Source organism: Haloferax marisrubri (genome assembly GCF_001469875.2).
Taxonomy (GTDB): Archaea; Halobacteriota; Halobacteria; order Halobacteriales; family Haloferacaceae; genus Haloferax; species Haloferax marisrubri.
This window is the reverse complement of the sequence record NZ_LOPW02000010.1, coordinates 163,725-178,352: the sequence shown is the minus strand read 5'-3', so window position 1 is coordinate 178,352 and position 14,628 is coordinate 163,725. Positions and strand designations below refer to the sequence as shown.

Below are 14,628 nucleotides of genomic sequence, written 5' to 3'. Positions count from 1 at the left end.
TCTCCCGCAAGTCGCCGGAAGGCCCCGCTCTGGGCACCCGGTGGACACCACCCGATACCGGTACCGTCGAGAGCGCGACCAGTCAATCACACGTCCGTACGCCTCTGCGCCACCACGACGCGGTTTGACGGCGTACGGCTGTCGATGTCTGTGTGTGTTCACAACTACGTCCCCCGAGAGAGCATAGCTAGCAAGTCAGCATTCTCTTTCTGCTTTCACACTCCGGCCATTGAAGTACCACATCCGGAAGCCTACGTTACAGGTTATGAACCGAATCCGGTCACGAACGGGTTGAATCGGCCTGAATGCTAGCTAAATGAGGTGAATGCCGGCGTCTCCGAACCACCGCAAACCCCGTTTTTGGCAGTCGTTCGACAAGAGAGTTCAATACGGCGGCGGCTGAAGGTCAGCCAGTAATGGCCGTAATCGTCGAGTTGACGATGGACTCAGAGAGCTTCGACCTCGGGAGAGTCACCGCCGTGGCGAACGGCATCCACATCGAGTTGGAGCGCGTCGTCCCGACCGGCGGTGAGGTCATGCCGTTTTTCTGGGCACACGGAACCGACTTCGAGGCGTTCGAATACGCCGTCCGAGACGATCGGCTCGTCGACGAGCTGACCGCGGTCGCGCGCGTCTCCGACCGCGTGCTGTACAAGGTCAACTGGGGCGAGACCACGTCGAGTCTGACCCGAATTCTCACCGACAGCGAGGCAACGATTCTCGAAGCCCACGGCAACGACCCGTGGGTGTTCCGCCTCCGATTCAACGACCACACGGGGCTGACCGAGTTCCACAACCGCTGTCAGGACGAGGCCATCGATTTCCACGTCGAGCGCATCTACACCCTCGCAGAAGGTGAGTCGGGGGTCTACAACTTCGACATCACGAACGAGCAACAGGAGGCGCTCGTCACCGCCGTCTCGGAGGGCTACTTCGAGGTCCCCCGGCAGACCACGCTCAACGAGGTGGCAGACCGACTCGGAATCAGCCCGCAGGCCGCCTCCGAGCGCGTCCGCCGCGGGGCCGACACCGTCTTACGGAAGGTGCTGTTGTCGCAGTCGGCGGCCGACCTCTCGTAGCGACCGACCCCCCGACCGCGCGACGGCGGGAGTCGGTCGCGGCCCGAACGCGGGAGCTATTGGCCCGGCGCGAGTACGCGACGGCGACGCGATGGACAAAGCGACGCTCCGAACGACGGTGTGGGACGACCTCGAATCGTCGGGCGCGGCCCGGTTTCCCTTCCCGCCGCACGGCCGCATTCCGAACTTCGCCGACGCGAGCGCGGCCGCCGAGCGCCTCGCGGCGACGCCCGAGTGGGCCGCCGCCGACGCGGTGAAGGCCAATCCGGACGCCCCGCAACTCCCCGTCAGGCGGCGGGCGCTCCGCGAGGGCAAGACCGTCTACATGGCCGTGCCGCGGCTCCGCGACGAGGAGTGTTTCTACGAACTCGACCCCGCGCGCATCGACGACGAACACCTCGACAGCGCGCCGACCGTCTCGCACGTCGAGACCTACGCCGACAAAGTCGGTCCCGACGCCCTGCCGCCAATCGACCTCGTCGTCTCGGGGTCCGTCGCCGTCTCCGAGGCGGGCGCTCGCGTCGGGAAGGGCGAGGGGTTCAGCGACCTCGAATACGCGGTGTTGCGAGGGCTGGGAGCCGTCTCCGCGGAGACGACCGTGGCGACGACGGTCCACGAGCGACAGGTCCGCGGCGACCTGCCCGAGCCGGACGCCCACGACGTGCCGATGGACCTCGTCGTCACCCCCGAGCGGCTGGTCCGAACCGAGACCCCGTATCCGCGCCCGGAAGGCATCGACTGGGACGCGCTCCCCGACGAACGCCTCGACGAGATGCCCGTCCTCCGGCGGTTGCACGACGAGTCCGACGAGTAGCCGAGCCCCTGCTTATTTGACCGCCCGGGCCGACGTGAGGCCGTGCGACTCGTACAGGTGTTGGTGCCGACCGGCAAGCGCGAGGCCGTCCTGCGGACGCTCGACGAGGAGGGCGTGGACTACGCCGTCTCCGAGGAGACCTCCGGGCGCGGCTTCGTCGCCGTCGTCACCTTCCCGGTCCCCAAGGAGGCCGTCGAGCCGGTGTTGGCGCGGCTCCGCGAGGCGGGCGTCGAGCGCGACGCCTACACCGTCGTCGTCGCGGCCGAGACGGTCGCGTCCAAGCGGTTCGACCAACTGCGCGAGCAGTACGAGGAAGACGACGAGAACGGCGACCGCATCGCCCGCGAGGAACTGGCCTCGAAGGCCGCCGACCTCGCGCCGTCGGTGCCGACCTACGTGCTCATGACGGTCATCTCGGCGCTCGTCGCCACGGCGGGCCTGCTCCTCGACTCGCCGGCCGTGGTCGTCGGCTCGATGGTCATCGCCCCGCTCGTCGGCCCCGCGATGTCCGCGAGCGTCGGCACCGTCGTCGACGACGACGAGATGTTCGCCCGCGGGGTTCGCCTGCAGGCGCTCGGCGGCCTCCTCGCGGTCGGTGCGGCGGCCGTCTTCGCCTTCCTGCTCAGACAGACCGGGGCGGTGCCGCTGTCTCCGGCTGAGGTGCTGTCGATTCCCGAGGTGGACGAGCGCCTCGCGCCCGACGTGCTGTCGCTCGTCATCGCGCTCGGCGCGGGGGCTGCGGGCGCGATTTCGCTCTCCTCCGGCGTCTCGACCGCGCTCGTCGGCGTCATGATAGCCGCCGCGTTGGTCCCGCCGACCGCCGTCGTCGGCATCGGCGTCGCGTGGGGCGCGCCCGAGGCCGTCGTCGGCTCGGCCATCCTCGTCCTCGTCAACATCCTCTCCGTCAACTTCGTCGCCATCGGCGTCCTCTGGCAGCAGGGCTACCGGCCGGAACGCTGGATTCGCCGCGACGAGGCCCGTCGGGCCGCCCTGTTCCGCATCGCCGTCATCGGGGTCGGCCTGCTCGTCCTCTCGTCGTTCCTCGGCGCGGTCACCTACACGACCTACCGGAACGCCGACTTCCAGAGCGACGCGCGCGACGCCATCGAGGACGCGCTCTCGGACACCGACGCCCGGCTGCTGTCGATGGAACTGCAGTACGACAGCGGGCCGCTCCAAGAGCCCGAGGGCGTCGTCGTGACCGTCGGCTACGACCCGGCCTCCGACCCGCCGATGGTCGAACGCGAACTCACGAGGCGGGTAAACGCCGTCGCCCCCGAACCGCTGTCGCCGTGGGCGGCGGCGGAAATCGACGTCGAAGTGCGCTACGTCGCCGTCGTGGAGTAGCACGCGGCGGGGGCTTTGTCACCCGTTTCGAAGGCTACAGTCGCTCTTTGTCTCTAGCGCGAGTTGAATAGCTGAACCGACGTACGATGGGTATGCAACGACGCACGATTGCTCCGATATTCCTCGTCGGCCTCGTCCTCCTCGCGGGCTGTCTCTCGGCACCCCTGCAGGCGACGACCGACGGCGGCGTAGACGCGACGAACGCGACGACCATCTCCACGACCGGTACCGGCGAAGTGACCGCCGACGCCGACCTCGCCGTGGTCTCCATCGCCGTGACGGCCTCCGCCGACTCGGCCGACGAGGCCCGCGGCACCGTCGCCGACGACGTGGCCGCCGTCCGCGCCGCCCTCACCGACGCCGGTGTCGCCGAGGACGCCATCCAGACGACCGGCTTCAACATCTACCCCGAGTATGACTACAGCGGCCAGGAACGCGACCTCCTCGGCTACCGCGCCACCCACACCCTCCGCGTCGAGGTCGCCCCCGACCGCGCCGGTGAAGTCATCGACCTCGCGGTCGGTGCCGGTGCCAGCGAAATCCGCGGCGTCGCCTTCACGCTCACCGACGAGAAGCGCGCCGAACTCCGCGAGGAGGCCCTGACCCGCGCCGTCGACTCCGCGAAGGCCGACGCCGACGCCGTCGCCAGCGCCTCCGACCTGACCGTCACGGGCGTCCACACCGCCACCGTCGGCGGCAGCGCCTCGCCCGGTCCGTACCCGGTCGCCTACGCCGAGGACGCCGCCCGCGCCTCGTCCGGTTCGACCGAACTCTCGCCCGGCCCCGTGACCGTCTCGGCGACCGTCCAGATGGTCTACGAAGCCGAGTAAGCACCCGCGCCCCGCTGACCGAACTCGCGGTTCGACCCACCCCACGCCCTCATTTCTCAGGCATTCACCGCGTAGCCGCTGCTCTCCGGGCGTTGCGGCGTGACGAAAACGACAGAACCGAAAAATCCCGCGTCGCTTACTCGTTGCGCGACGGCGGGATGTCGGGTTCGAACCCGATGGCCTCGACCGCGGCGTCGAGGACGGCCTCGACGTTCTCGCCCGTCTCGACACTCATGTAGAGGTCGGCCTCCATGTCGGTCGAGCGGTCGCTCTTGTTACAGACAGTGAGCACCGGGATGTCGCGCTCCTCGAAGCGCGCCTTCACGGCGTCGCGGAGTTCGAGTTGCGACTCGATGGGGTAGCCGCACGCGCCGCTGGCGTCGGCGACGAAGAGGACGGCGTCCGCGAGGTGTTCGAGGGCGCTCACGGCCTGCCGCTCGATGTCGTTGCGCTCGTCCTCCGGGCGGTCGAGCAGTCCCGGCGTGTCGATAATCTGGTAGCGGATGCGGTCGCGGTCGAAGTGCCCGATTTGGACGCCCTTCGTCGTGAAGGGGTAGCGGGCGATTTCGTTCGACGCGCGGGTCACGTCGTTGACGAACGAGGACTTGCCGACGTTCGGGTAGCCGGCGACGACGATTGCCGGTTCGTCCGGGCGGATGTCGGGGAGGTCCTTCAGGGCGTCGCGCGCCTCGCCGATGCGGAGCAGGTCGTCTTCGACCTCCTCGACGACGCTCGCCATGCGGGCGAACGCCTGCTTTCGGTGCTTGCGCGCGAGGTCCGCGTCGGTCTTGCGGAGCTTCGGCTGGTACTCGCGGGCGATGTTGTCGACCTGCCGGGAGGCCCACATCACTTCCGAGAGGCTCTTTCGGACCTCGTCCACGTCGACGATGGCGTCGGCGAGTTCGTAGTAGAAGGGGTCGACCGTCTCGAAGTCGGGCCACTCGACGACGACGTTCTCGAGGTTGTCCGAGAGGATGTTCGACGCCGTCTGGAGCATCGACTGCTGAGCCTCCAACTTGTTCTGCTTCGCTCGCCCCGTGCGCGCGGCCCGCGAGAAGGCCTTGTCGATGAGTTCGTCCGACCGGGGCGTGGTCGGGAGAGACTCGAAAATCATTGCAGTCCGCTACATGGCCGAGCCGTAAAAGCGCGTCCGTTTGGGGCTCGGCGCTTCGAACGGGGGATTCGCCGTGCAGGTCTCCCGCACGGTTCGACCGGAAGCGAAGGGGTTCGCGGCGGCCGACGCGGAGACGCGAGCGAACGCGAACGCCGAACCGCCCCGCTCGCGACCGCCACGAAGTTCTTGCCCGCCCGCGACCTACTTCGGCCCATGACTGACTGGAAGGCGGTCGCCGTCGGGTTCGTCGTTATCGTCGTCGTCGGTACCGGGGGACTCGCGCTCCCGCTCGTCGGCCAAATCGGCGCGGGCCTGCTCGGGGGCTTCGCGGCGGGCTACCTCGCGGGCGGCACGCTCGGTAACGGCGCGTGGAACGGCCTCGTCGCGGGGTCCATCTCGGGTATCGTCGTGACGCTCCTCGCGGCCCTGCTCGGGAGTCTCGTGGGACTCGCGGGCGGCCCGCTGGGCGGCCTCCTCGGCGGCGTCGGCGTCCTCGTCGCGGGCGTCGTGTTGACGCTCATCTTCGCAATCGACAGCGCCATCGCCGGGGCCGTCGGCGCGTGGGTGAAGGGGTAGCTCGACGGCGCGGGGGAACGACCTCCGACCTCGCCGGATGTGGAACCGCCGAAAAACGAGGTTTAGCAGGGTCCTAAGTCCGTTATTTCACGTAAACCGTCGCGGGTCTCTAAGGGGGAGGGACCACACCCGACGGCCATGGGTAAGGAGTCAACGCACACCCGTCGAAGAACCCTCCAATCGATTTTCGGCGTCGCCGTTGCCGGCCTCACCGGTCTCGCAGGATGTAGCTCGCCCGACGCCTCGGGCTCGACGGCGCGGACGACCGACGCGGGGACACAGACCACGACCGAGACGCAAACCACGACCGACGCAGAGACGACTGCGAACGAGACAACCGCGAACGAGACGACCGAACAGGAGGACGAAACAACCGAAAGCGGGCTCGAATCCGCCGACTTCGTCGAGAACCCCGAGGAGATACACCCGACGCTGGTCGAAGAGACATCGGTCCCCTCGGACGAGGTCTTGCTCGGCTTTCGGCTCGAAGACTCGTCGCTCCCGTTCACGACCGAGGTGTACCGCGCGCCCGACGACGCCGAGGTTCAGGCGACCGAAACCTACGACACCCAAGACCTCTCGGAGGTCGACCTGCTCCCCGACTCGCCGCAGTCGCTCGACACCGTCGACACCGACCGCGAGGACATCCACTACGGGACGACGGCCATCGGAGAACCGCTGAAAGTCACGCTCGTCGCGCGCCACGACGGCGACACTATCGACTGGAGCGCGTGGTCCCGGACCGGCTATCCGCACGACGGCCACGACGAGGAAGAGCCCGCGCTCGAAGTCGACTGTTACTGCGGCGGGATGAACTACACCGCGCCGAGCGGCGGGACGTGGGCGCGAGTGATTCAGGTGACGCCGACCGAGCGCGTCGAGACCGGGACGACCGTCGCGCTCAACTGGACGTCGAGTCGGCTCTGAGACGCGGCCCGGACGGACGGGCCGTGCCAGTCACGGACTACTCGCCGCGTTCGAGGTACTCTTGTTGAATCTCGACGACTTCGGTCGAGTCCGCGCACTCCGAGTACCGGCGCAGCGGTTCCTCGTTGAGTTCGAGGAACGTGTGGCCCCAGTTGAACTTCGAGAGCACGTCCTCGGCCCGCTTCTTCTCGCCGAAGATGACGAGCGCGGCGGCTATCGCCTCGACCGTCGTCAGTTGCATCGGGCGACCGAAGTTCACGGGGTTGGCGGCGACGAGATACGGGAGCGCGCGGTGTTCGCCGGGGAGCGAGAACATGGCCTCGCCGGCCGACTCCCACGAGCAGTCGAGCGCGACGAGCGCGCCGGTGTCCGCGTCGGCGGGCGACAGCGCCTTGTCGGCGTGAGGGTTGAGCACGACGCCGTAGGGAGTCTCGCGGTCGGAGCCGTGGAGGGCGGCCATGTCGAAGCGTTCGAGCTTCTTCGCCGTGCACTTCTTCGGGTCGTCGTCGCCCTCGTATCGAACGTGCAGGTCCACAGCCGCGATACGCGACTGGCCGAGAAAAGCGTCCCGAACGCGGCGTCGGTGCGCGAGGCGTGCGCGAGGCGAAACCGGCGTCGGATTCTTGCCGCCGGCCGACGAATAGCGGGTGTGCATCCCGACGCGACGTATCTGGCCCGGCAGTACTACACGGCGCTCGACCACCACGGATACGACATGCTTCGGAACATCCTCGAACCGGGGTTCGTCCAGCACCGCGGCGATATGGCGCTCTCGGGGCGCGAGGAGTTCGTCGAGTTCATGCGGGACGACCGGCCGCAGAAGGACACGCGACACGTCATCGAGCGCTACATCCAGTCGAAGTCCGACGACGAAATCGTCGTCCGCGGCCACCTCGAAGACCGCGACGGCGACGAACTGTTCGTCTTTCTCGACCGGTTTCGGGCGCGAGACGGGAAGCTCTCGGAACTGAAGACGTTCGTCAAGTCGTCGCCGAACTGACGGCGTGCGTCGCCGGGGAAAACGGGAGAGAGGGGAGAAGAGAAGAGAAGAGAAGAGAAGAGAAGAGAAGAGAAACTCGCAGTCGCGGCGTATGTCAGTCGCTCAGTCCTTCTTGCCGGCACCGACGGCGGCCTCGCCGACGGGCTCGTGGCCCTCGATGACTTCGAGGCCGCCCATGTAGGGCTGGAGCGGTTCGGGCACGTCGACCGTGCCGTCCTCGTTCTGGTAGTATTCGAGCAGCGCGACCATGACGCGGCCGACGGCCGTGCCCGACGCGTTGAGCGTGTGGAGGTACTCGGCCGACTCGTGGCGCTCGGGGCGGTAGCGGAGGCCGGCACGGCGCGCCTGGAAGTCCTCGAAGTTCGAGGCCGACGAGACCTCGAGCCAGCGGCCGCCGAGGTCCTCGGGGCTGTCCTCGGACTCCGTGCCCGGGGCCCACACTTCGAGGTCGTAGGTCTTCGCCGACGCGAAGGTGAGGTCGCCGGTGCAAAGCGAGAGGACGCGGTACGGCAGGCCGAGCCGTTCGAGCACTTCGGCGGCCTCGTCGACGAGGGCTTCGAGCCGGTCGTACGACTCCTCGGGCTCGACGAAGTTGACGAGTTCGACCTTGTTGAACTGGTGGACGCGGACGATGCCGCGGGTCTCGGTGCCGTGTTCGCCCGCCTCGCGCCGGAAGTTCGGCGTGTACGCCTGGTGCTTCAGCGGGAGGTCGTCCTTCAGCAGAATCTCGTCGCGGTACATGTTCGTGACCGGGACCTCGGCGGTGGGACAGAGCCACAGGTCGTCGTCCTCGTAGCCCTCGGTCTCCGAACCGCCGATGCGGTAGGCGTCTTCCGCGAACTTCGGGAGCTGACCGGTGCCCTCCATCGAGGTGGTCTTGACCGGAATCGGCGGGAACAGGTCGACGTACTCCTGTTCGCGGTGCACGTCGAGCATGAACTGCACGAGCGCGTGTTCGAGCATCGCGCCCTGTCCCTTCAGGAAGTAGAAGCCCGAGCCGGTGGTCTTGGCCGCGCGGCCCTCGTCGATGATGTCGAGTTCCTCGCCGAGGTCGTAGTGCGGCGTCACCTCGTCGGGGAGGTCGCGCAGGTCGTCGAAGCCGACGCGGCTGACCTCCTCGTTGTCGGCCTCGTCGGCCCCGACGGGGACCGACTCGTGGGGGAGGTTCGGCAGTTCCATGAGCGCCTCGTCGAGTTCCGCTTCGAGTTCGTCGGCGCGGGCTTCGAGCTCCTGTAGCTCCGTCTTGAGTTCGCCCGAGCGGTCGATGGCCTCCTGTGCCTCCTCGTCTTTGCCCTCCTGTTTCAGCTGGCCGATCTTCTGGCTGACCTCGTTGCGCTCGTGGCGGAGGTCGTCGCCTTCGGCCTTCAGCGAGCGCCACTCGTCGTACACGTCGAGGACGCGGTCGATGTCCACGTCCTCCATGTTACGGGCGGCGAGCGCGTCGCGAACTCGCTCCGGTTCGTCGCGGAGCAGTTGCCTGTCAATCATTGGGCTATGATTTCCGGGCGGGCGGGAAAATCGTATCGCATCGCCGAGGGTCGGGGGCGAGAACGCGGCGACCGAACGCGACGAAACGGCGTCGAAAGAACGCGGCAAATCCGCGTCGAAAGAGCGCCGCGAATCCGCGGTGAGAGCGGCCGCGGCGGTCGGAAGCCGACGGACCGATTACCAGAGGAACGCCGGCCAGACGAACTGGAAGAGGAACCAGATGAGGATGGTTAGCACGCCGGTCATCACGACGTTGAGGACGGTCCCGGCCCGCATCATGTGAGACTGCTTGATGTGGCCGCTCCCGAAGACGATGGCGTTCGGGGGCGTCGCCACCGGCAACGCGAAGGCGAACGAGGCCGCGATGGCCCCGCTGACCGCGAGGAACACGGCCGCGGAGACCTCGGTGAGTCCGAGCGTCGCCGCGAAGACGCTCCCGATGCCGATGAGCACGGGGACGATGATGGTCGCCGTCGCGGTGTTCGAGGTCATCTCCGTGAGGAAGATGACGAGGAGCACGATAGCGCCGACGACGAGGATGATGGGCGCGCCGGTCAAGGAACCGAAGACGGCCTCGGCGAGCCACCGGGTCGCGCCCGTGGAGGCGAACGCGTCGGCCAGCGAGATGCCGCCGCCGAAGAGGAGAATCGTCCCCCAGTCGATGTCGACGAGCTCGTCCCACTCCATGGTGTCCGCGAGGACGAGCGCCGGGATGGAGACCATCCCGACCATCACGTAGTACAGGAGACCCTGATGGCCCTCGACGCCGAGGAGCGTCATGCCCTCGCCGGTGCCGAACAGGGTGTTGAACACCGGGTCCGAGAGGACGCCCTCGAACGCGAGGTCGAGGCCGCCGAGCACCCACAGCCCGGCCGTGGCGGCGAAGATGTACGCGACACGACGGCCGCGGGTCGAGAGCGCGCCCTCGTCGGCGAGGTACTCGCGCGCCTGTTCGCGAGCGCCCTCCACGTCGTCGACCTCGGGCGGGAAGAAGCGGAACGTGAGGAGGTACCAGACGATGGGAAGGGTGATAGCGACGATTGGGAGTCCGACGAGGAGCCACTCGGCGAAGCCGATGTCGTAGCCGAGGAGCGCGTTGAGTTGAGTGGCGACGACCGCGTTCGGTGGCGTGCCGATGAGGGTGCCGACCCCGCCGACGCTCGCGGCGTAGGCGGTGCCGAGAAGGGTCGCTATCTGCATGTTCGAGAACGTTCCCTCGTCGGCGTCGGCCTCGTAGACCTCCTCGCGGCCGAGCACCTGCGCGAGGACGCCGAGCGCGATGGGCGTCATCATCGCCGTCGTGGCGGTGTTCGAGACCCACATCGACAGGAACGCCGTGGCGAGCATGATAGCGAGGATGAGCCGCCGCGGCGACGACCCCATGACGGCCATGAGCCACAGCGCGATGCGGCGGTCGATGTTGTACTTCTGGAGCGCGTTCGCCAGCATGAAGCCGGCGATGAAGAGGAAGATGAGGTGGTCGGCGAAGCCGGCGAGCGCCGGGTCGATATCGCCGTAGACGCCGTAGGCCGTGAGCAACACCGGTATCGACAGCGCCGTCACCGCGAGGGGAAGCGCGCCGGACACCCAGAGGATGCCGGCGAACACCATCGTCGCTAATGCGTACTGACCCCGCGTCGAAAGCCCCTCAAGCGACGGCCCGAAGGCCAGCGCGAGAGACGCGACGAGGGCGAGCGTGAAGACGGCGAATCGTCCGCGAGCAGTCTTTGTAACACCGCGTATCATTGATACACGCGATCTCTAACGATAGTCTTACTTAATTATTTTCAATACGGTAGCGAATGGCGGTATATCGGTGTCGACAGCCGTCCTCCCGTCGAAATCGGCAGACAGAAGCGAGATTTCGCGTCGCGTCTCGACGCGATTTAAAAGTGGTCGACGAGCGTGCGGACCTGTTCGTCGTCGAGTTCCGCGGCGTACAGCGAGAGCAGGGCGCGGCGGCGCGACCGCGAGAGGCCGCGGCTCCCGGATTCGAGCATGGAGATGTGCGCCTGCATGAGGTCGTCGACGGCGCGCTCGACGGCCCGCTGGTTGTAGCCGGCGGCGACTCTGAGCAGTCGCCACGCCATCGGCGAGACGTCCGAGATGTCGACGTCCGGGAGCGGGTCACCACCCTGTTCGGACATGGAGACGGCTTTGCGGTCGCCCATAATCAACGTGGGGGGTCGGCCGACCGAACGCTTTTCTTGCCCGGAGACGGCCGTCAACTATGGCTATTGGCGACGTCGAACCCGTCCCGGACAGTACGGACCTCTACTACGTCGACAGCGGCATGTACGAGGTGGAGAAGTACGGCTCGGTCTACCTCGTCGACGCCGAGAAACCCGCGCTCATCGACACCGGCATCGCCGCCGATAGAGAGCACGTCTTCGGGATGCTCGACGAGGTCGGCGTCGACGACCTCGCGTACATCCTGCCGACGCACGTCCACCTCGACCACGCGGGCGGCGCGGGTTACCTCGCCGAGCGCTACCCGGACGCGACCGTCATGACCCACGAAATCGGCGCGCCGCACCTCGTGGACCCGTCGCGGCTCATCGAGGGCACGAAGGCGGCCGTCGAAGACCAATGGCAGTTCTACGACGAACCGCGCCCAATCGACGAGGACCGCGTCGAGAGCCTCACCGACGGCGACGAAATCGACCTCGGCGACCGGACGCTCACGGTCCACCACGCGCCCGGCCACGCGCCGCATCAGGTGATGTTCCACGACGACGGCGACGACGTGCTGTTCGTCGGCGACGCGCTGGGCATCTGGGAGCCGAAGTCGCGGACGCTCCGACAGACCTCCCCGCCCTCGCAGTTCCACCTCCAGAAGGCGCTCGACGACGTGCGGACCATCGAGGACATCGACCCCGAGACGGTCTGTTTCGGCCACTTCGGCCCGAAACCCTACGACGGCGACCTCGCCGAGGCGTACAAGCGCGTCCTCGTGGAGTGGGTCGAGGCCATCCGACAGAAGCGCGCCGAACTCGGCGACGACGAGGCCGTCATCGACCACTTCGTCGAGCACACCCAGATGGACGAGGTGTGGGGCGAGCGGAAGGCCCGCGACGAAGAACGCCTGAACACCCGCGGCGTGCTCGGCTATCTCGACTACATCGGCGACGACGAGTGACGCGAGTCGGTCGGCGGGTTCGGTCAGTTCGGCCAGTTCGGTCAATCCGGTCAATCCGGCCAACCCGACCGAGTCAACCAGCCCGGGCGACGCGCTGACACTACCGCTGCCGACCCAAAAGCGCCGCGCTCGGGTTCGAAATCAGCGTTTCCCCGCGGTACCGCGGGCTTTCAACAGACCGAACGTACATAGTTTTAAATGTTGAATCATTACTAACAGAGCATGGACTGGCGGGACGCGGAGGCGGCGTTCGACGACCCTGTCATCGAGCGGACGACCCTCCCACGGATGTTCGAAGCGAGCGCGTCACGGAACGCCTCGCGAGTCGCACAGCGATACAAAGGCGGCGTCTACCGGCGGTCGCTGGTCGCCGAAGGCGTCGTCCCGGCGGCCCCCGACGGCGACTACGCGGACCTGACCTACGAGGAGATGCGGGGCATCGTGCGCCGGCTCGCGGCGGGATTCCGCGACCTCGGCATCGAGGCCGGCGACCGCGTCGGCATTCTCTCGCACACGCGCATGGAGTGGGCCCAGACGGACTTCGCGGTCCTCGGCGCGGGCGGCGTCGTCACCACGGTGTACACCTCGTCGTCGGAGCGGCAGGTGCAGTACTTGCTCTCCGACCCCGGCGCGAACGCCGTCGTCGTCGAGAACGAGGAGCTACTGGAGCGCGTGCTCGCCGTCGAAGACGAGTTGGACCTGCGGTTTATCGTCGTCGTGGACGAGTACGACGGCCACGACGACCGCGACGACGTGCTGACGCTCGGCGAACTCTACCGCCGCGGCGAGGAGGTGTACGACGAGGCTGCCTACAAGTCGTGGCTGGACGAGCGTGACCCCGACGACCTCGCCAGCCTCATCTACACCTCGGGGACGACGGGCCAGCCGAAGGGCGTCCAACTCACTCACTGGAACTTCCGGTCGAACGTCAACGAGAGCTATCGGCGCTTCGGCCCGCGCCCGGACAAGGGCGACACGCCGGTCATCGGCCCCGATTCGGTGGCGCTGTCGTTCCTTCCGCTCGCACACGTCTTCGAGCGCATGGCGGGGCACTTCATGATGTTCGCGGCGGGCGCGGCGGTCGCCTACGCCGAGAGCCCCGACACGCTCCGCGAGGACTTCCAACTCGTCCGGCCGACGACCGGGACGAGCGTCCCGCGGGTGTACGAGAAGCTCTACGACGCGATTCGGGCGCAAGCCAGCGAGTCGCCCGCGAAAAAGCGCATCTTCGAGTGGGCCGTCGGCGTCGGGCAGGCGTACCACACGACCGACGCGCCGGGCTACCTGCTCACCGCGAAACACCGCCTCGCCGACCGCCTCGTGTTCGGGCAGGTTCGCGAGGCGCTCGGCGACAACCTCGACTTCTTCATCAGCGGCGGCGGGAGCCTCTCGGCCGAACTGTGCGCGCTCTACCACGCGATGGGCCTCCCGATTTACGAGGGCTACGGCCTCACCGAGACCTCGCCGGTCATCTCGGTCAACCCCCCGGAGGAGCCGAAAATCGGCACCATCGGCTACCCGCTTCGGAACGTCGAGACGAAACTCGACACGACCGTCGTCGGCGACCGACTCGGCGACGCGGGCGGCGAGGTGGGCGAACTGCTCGTCCGCGGGTCGAGCGTCACCGAGGGCTACTGGAACAACCCCGAGGAGACCGAGGCGGCGTTCGTCGAGGACGACGAGGGCAACCGCTGGTTCCGCACCGGCGACGTGGTCGAACTCCGGCCCGACGGCTACATCACCTTCCGCGAGCGCGCCAAGCAGATTCTCGTCCTCTCGACGGGCAAGAACGTCGCACCCGGCCCCATCGAGGACGCCTTCGCCTCCTCGGCGGTGGTCGAACAGTGCATGGTCCTCGGCGACGGCCGCAAGTTCGTCTCGGCGCTCATCGTGCCCAGTTTCGACGGCCTGCGGAAGTGGGCCGACGAGGAGGGCATCGACCTCCCCGACGAGCCGAAAGCCATCTGCCGCGACGACCGGGTGTACGAGCGCATCGAGGCCGAAGTGGAGGCGGCCAACGAGAACTTCGAGTCCTACGAGCGAATCAAACAGTTCCGCGTCGTCCCCGAGGAGTTCTCGGAGGGCAACGACCTGATGACGCCGACGATGAAAAAGAAGCGCCGGAACATCCTCGACCGCTACGCCGACGAGGTGTCTCTCATCTACGACGAGGACCGCCAGACCGAAGAGCGACGGGGCGACGGGCGGACCGCGACCCAGTAGAATCCGACAGCCGAAACGTCTCCAGCCGTTTTTTCGCCGAACCTCCCCCCAAGTCCGCGGAAATACCGCCCGAGATGTGTGGACTTATCTT

14 protein-coding genes are annotated in these 14,628 nt (G+C 67.4%); 9 read left to right on the top strand and 5 right to left on the bottom strand.

Annotation, left to right across the window (positions count from 1 at the left end; genetic code table 11):
• Positions 1 to 416: 416 nt before the first annotated feature.
• From AUR65_RS08090 to AUR65_RS08075, 4 genes are all read left to right on the top strand, one after another.
• Positions 417 to 1,079: a helix-turn-helix domain-containing protein gene (locus AUR65_RS08090; protein WP_058566344.1), complete on the top strand. Its 663-nt coding sequence runs from the start codon at positions 417 to 419 to the stop codon at positions 1,077 to 1,079.
• Between the two features lie 91 nt (positions 1,080 to 1,170).
• Entirely contained in the window at positions 1,171 to 1,893 is a 723-nt protein-coding gene (locus AUR65_RS08085) for a 5-formyltetrahydrofolate cyclo-ligase (protein ID WP_058566343.1), read from the top strand.
• 42 nt (positions 1,894 to 1,935) lie between these two features.
• The gene (locus AUR65_RS08080) at positions 1,936 to 3,240 is read left to right on the top strand and encodes a TIGR00341 family protein (RefSeq protein WP_058566342.1); all 1,305 of its coding nucleotides are present in this window, start codon (positions 1,936 to 1,938) and stop codon (positions 3,238 to 3,240) included.
• Between the two features lie 92 nt (positions 3,241 to 3,332).
• Entirely contained in the window at positions 3,333 to 4,070 is a 738-nt protein-coding gene (locus AUR65_RS08075; RefSeq protein WP_058566341.1) for an SIMPL domain-containing protein, read from the top strand.
• Between the two features lie 136 nt (positions 4,071 to 4,206).
• Here the strand turns inward: AUR65_RS08075 and AUR65_RS08070 are convergent, their stop codons facing one another.
• On the bottom strand, positions 4,207 to 5,184 hold the full coding sequence (locus tag AUR65_RS08070; RefSeq protein ID WP_058566340.1) for an NOG1 family protein: 978 nt from the start codon (positions 5,182 to 5,184) through the stop codon (positions 4,207 to 4,209).
• Between the two features lie 213 nt (positions 5,185 to 5,397).
• Here AUR65_RS08070 and AUR65_RS08065 point away from each other — a divergent pair, with 213 nt between their 5' ends.
• On the top strand, positions 5,398 to 5,760 hold the full coding sequence (locus AUR65_RS08065) for a DUF5518 domain-containing protein (protein WP_058566339.1): 363 nt from the start codon (positions 5,398 to 5,400) through the stop codon (positions 5,758 to 5,760).
• Between the two features lie 138 nt (positions 5,761 to 5,898).
• Positions 5,899 to 6,687, top strand: a complete 789-nt coding sequence (locus AUR65_RS08060; RefSeq protein ID WP_058566338.1) for a hypothetical protein — start codon at positions 5,899 to 5,901, stop codon at positions 6,685 to 6,687.
• 37 nt (positions 6,688 to 6,724) lie between these two features.
• Here the strand turns inward: AUR65_RS08060 and AUR65_RS08055 are convergent, their stop codons facing one another.
• Complete coding sequence (locus AUR65_RS08055; RefSeq protein ID WP_058566337.1) at positions 6,725 to 7,222, bottom strand: DUF367 family protein; 498 nt, start codon at positions 7,220 to 7,222, stop codon at positions 6,725 to 6,727.
• A 114-nt stretch (positions 7,223 to 7,336) separates the two neighbouring features.
• Between AUR65_RS08055 and AUR65_RS08050 the strand changes: the two genes are divergently transcribed.
• Positions 7,337 to 7,687 carry a nuclear transport factor 2 family protein gene (locus AUR65_RS08050; RefSeq protein ID WP_058566336.1) on the top strand — a complete coding sequence of 117 codons (351 nt, stop codon included), beginning with the start codon at positions 7,337 to 7,339 and terminating at the stop codon, positions 7,685 to 7,687.
• 102 nt (positions 7,688 to 7,789) lie between these two features.
• Here the strand turns inward: AUR65_RS08050 and serS are convergent, their stop codons facing one another.
• From serS to AUR65_RS08035, 3 genes are all read right to left on the bottom strand, one after another.
• Complete coding sequence (gene serS, locus AUR65_RS08045; protein WP_058566335.1) at positions 7,790 to 9,175, bottom strand: serine--tRNA ligase; 1,386 nt, start codon at positions 9,173 to 9,175, stop codon at positions 7,790 to 7,792.
• Positions 9,176 to 9,352: 177 nt separating this feature from the next.
• Positions 9,353 to 10,921 carry an SLC13 family permease gene (locus AUR65_RS08040; RefSeq protein WP_058566334.1) on the bottom strand — a complete coding sequence of 523 codons (1,569 nt, stop codon included), beginning with the start codon at positions 10,919 to 10,921 and terminating at the stop codon, positions 9,353 to 9,355.
• Positions 10,922 to 11,061: 140 nt separating this feature from the next.
• The gene (locus AUR65_RS08035; protein WP_058566372.1) at positions 11,062 to 11,322 is read right to left on the bottom strand and encodes a hypothetical protein; all 261 of its coding nucleotides are present in this window, start codon (positions 11,320 to 11,322) and stop codon (positions 11,062 to 11,064) included.
• A gap of 83 nt (positions 11,323 to 11,405) precedes the next feature.
• Here AUR65_RS08035 and AUR65_RS08030 point away from each other — a divergent pair, with 83 nt between their 5' ends.
• Positions 11,406 to 12,314 (top strand): MBL fold metallo-hydrolase, encoded by a 909-nt coding sequence (locus AUR65_RS08030; RefSeq protein ID WP_058566333.1) that lies wholly within the window; start codon positions 11,406 to 11,408, stop codon positions 12,312 to 12,314.
• A gap of 222 nt (positions 12,315 to 12,536) precedes the next feature.
• Positions 12,537 to 14,537 (top strand): AMP-dependent synthetase/ligase, encoded by a 2,001-nt coding sequence (locus AUR65_RS08025; protein WP_058566332.1) that lies wholly within the window; start codon positions 12,537 to 12,539, stop codon positions 14,535 to 14,537.
• The last annotated feature ends 91 nt before the right edge of the window (positions 14,538 to 14,628 follow it).

Coding starts and splice junctions, on each gene's coding strand:
- AUR65_RS08090 (WP_058566344.1), top strand. CDS start 417: ATGGCCGTAATCGTCGAGTTGACGATGGACTCAGAGAGCTTCGACCTC.
- AUR65_RS08085 (WP_058566343.1), top strand. CDS start 1,171: ATGGACAAAGCGACGCTCCGAACGACGGTGTGGGACGACCTCGAATCG.
- AUR65_RS08075 (WP_058566341.1), top strand. CDS start 3,333: ATGCAACGACGCACGATTGCTCCGATATTCCTCGTCGGCCTCGTCCTC.
- AUR65_RS08070 (WP_058566340.1), bottom strand. CDS start 5,184: ATGATTTTCGAGTCTCTCCCGACCACGCCCCGGTCGGACGAACTCATC.
- AUR65_RS08065 (WP_058566339.1), top strand. CDS start 5,398: ATGACTGACTGGAAGGCGGTCGCCGTCGGGTTCGTCGTTATCGTCGTC.
- AUR65_RS08060 (WP_058566338.1), top strand. CDS start 5,899: ATGGGTAAGGAGTCAACGCACACCCGTCGAAGAACCCTCCAATCGATT.
- serS (WP_058566335.1), bottom strand. CDS start 9,175: ATGATTGACAGGCAACTGCTCCGCGACGAACCGGAGCGAGTTCGCGAC.
- AUR65_RS08040 (WP_058566334.1), bottom strand. CDS start 10,921: ATGATACGCGGTGTTACAAAGACTGCTCGCGGACGATTCGCCGTCTTC.
- AUR65_RS08035 (WP_058566372.1), bottom strand. CDS start 11,322: ATGTCCGAACAGGGTGGTGACCCGCTCCCGGACGTCGACATCTCGGAC.
- AUR65_RS08030 (WP_058566333.1), top strand. CDS start 11,406: ATGGCTATTGGCGACGTCGAACCCGTCCCGGACAGTACGGACCTCTAC.
- AUR65_RS08025 (WP_058566332.1), top strand. CDS start 12,537: ATGGACTGGCGGGACGCGGAGGCGGCGTTCGACGACCCTGTCATCGAG.